Raw genomic sequence first — 1,719 nt, forward strand, 5'->3', positions numbered from 1 at the left:
CCGTCGCGCTCGCGGCGGGCGAGGTGCTGGACACCAGCGGCAACCCGGTGGCCGCCGACCCGACGCTGGATGGCTTCACGGTCGATCTGTCCTCGCCGCCACCGCCGCCACCATCAGATCCGTTCCGGGTCGAGGCGGAGACCTTCACCATCCTGAGCGGCTTTGTCGTGAAGAACAACGGCCAGGGCTCGGGCGACCAGTTCCTGCAGGCCGGCGACAGCGGCGAGCAGCGCGCCTCCTACACCTTCACGGCGGCCAGCGGCACTTATGACCTCGGCCTCGGCCATTTCGACGAGTCCGACGGCCAGTCGCAGATGAGCGTTCTGGTGAACGGCACCCAGATCGACAGCTTCGTCTGGAACCTCGATGCCGGCGGGCCGCTTGCCGACCAGACCTCCCTTGTCGAGCGCGCCATCAGCGGCGTAGCGCTGTCCACCGGCGACGTCATCGAGATCGTCGGCACCAGTGACGGCGGCGAACCGCTGCGCACCGATTACATCGACTTCCAGCTTGTCGGTGGCGGAGGCGGCGGCGGCACAGGCGCGGCGCGGATCGGTGTGACCGAGACGTCGGACAACATCAACAAATCGACATTTGGCTCGAGTTCCTTCGAGATCACCAACACCGGCGAGAAGGTAATCACGAAGGTCGAATTCGACCTCTCGCCGGCGATTCTGCCGGATGCCGTATTCGATCCATTCGGGGAGGCAGGTGATACCGTTTCCAAAGAGCTTACAATCGATTCCGCAGGTTCAACCGGTGTGGATACGACGCCAGATGCGTCCAACTATGTCGGCACCGGTGGGTCGGCGGGATACGAAGGCCTGATACTGACGTTCGATCAGGCTTTGAACGGCGGCTTCGAACCTGGCGAGACTGTCCAGTTCTCGATCGACGCGGACCCGAATTCCGTGCGCGGCGCGGGCAAGGACCTGCTCAATGCAGGCTCCTCCCCGGCATGGGACGTTGGCGGGATTTCCGGTGCCGAACTCATCGCCGCAACGGTCACGGTCACCTACGCGGACGGAACCACAAGCACCGGTGATTTGATGAGCGCCGGGAACAATGCCGGCTCATTCACGGTATCTTCGCAGGCATCGCCAGCACTCGAACCGACACTGACGGTGAATGGGCTGGCCGAAGGTGGCACCGGCACTTACGACGCAGGTGGGCCAACCGTCATTCTCAATGGGCCCTCCGGGACGGTTGCAAGGGTTACCTTGGCAAAAGGCTTCATTCAGCCTGTGACAAACGAGTTCTACAACGGTGATGCCGACGATCAGGCATACGCCCCGCAGCTGGATGCTCAACTCGCCACGCTGGCGCTCACCGACTTCCCTGCAAACAACCTCGTCGAGTTGCAGACCGTCGACGTCGTCCTTGACGGCACCAATCAGGACATCTCGTCCATGTTCGATTTTTCCGGCGTGGCAGACTATGACTTCACTGGTGAGGATGAGTTGCCGCTCGCATTCGTCGCGGCAATCATCGACCCATCTGACGGAAATGCGCCGATGGGTCCGGTGACCCAGCCGATTTTCCTGACTTTCGATTCCGCGCCCGGCGACAGCACCGCGCCCGTGGTCCAGTCCGCCTCAGCCCCCGATATCGGACCGGCCCAGGTCGGAACGACGACCACCGACGTCACCGTCACCTTCACGGACAACGTGGCCATCGACACCGCCAGCATCGACGTCGGCGACATCACCGTCACCGGAC

General features: G+C 63.1%; 1 protein-coding gene. It reads left to right on the plus strand.

Going from position 1 to position 1,719, the window contains the following annotated elements:
- Window positions 1-23: 23 nt before the first annotated feature.
- The coding region (locus AVO45_RS12475; protein ID WP_157770157.1) for a hypothetical protein at window positions 24-1,719 on the plus strand (1,696 nt) is incomplete at its 3' end.

The sequence above is a fragment of the Ruegeria marisrubri genome, assembly GCF_001507595.1.
In the GTDB taxonomy this organism is placed as follows: Bacteria; Pseudomonadota; Alphaproteobacteria; order Rhodobacterales; family Rhodobacteraceae; genus Ruegeria; species Ruegeria marisrubri.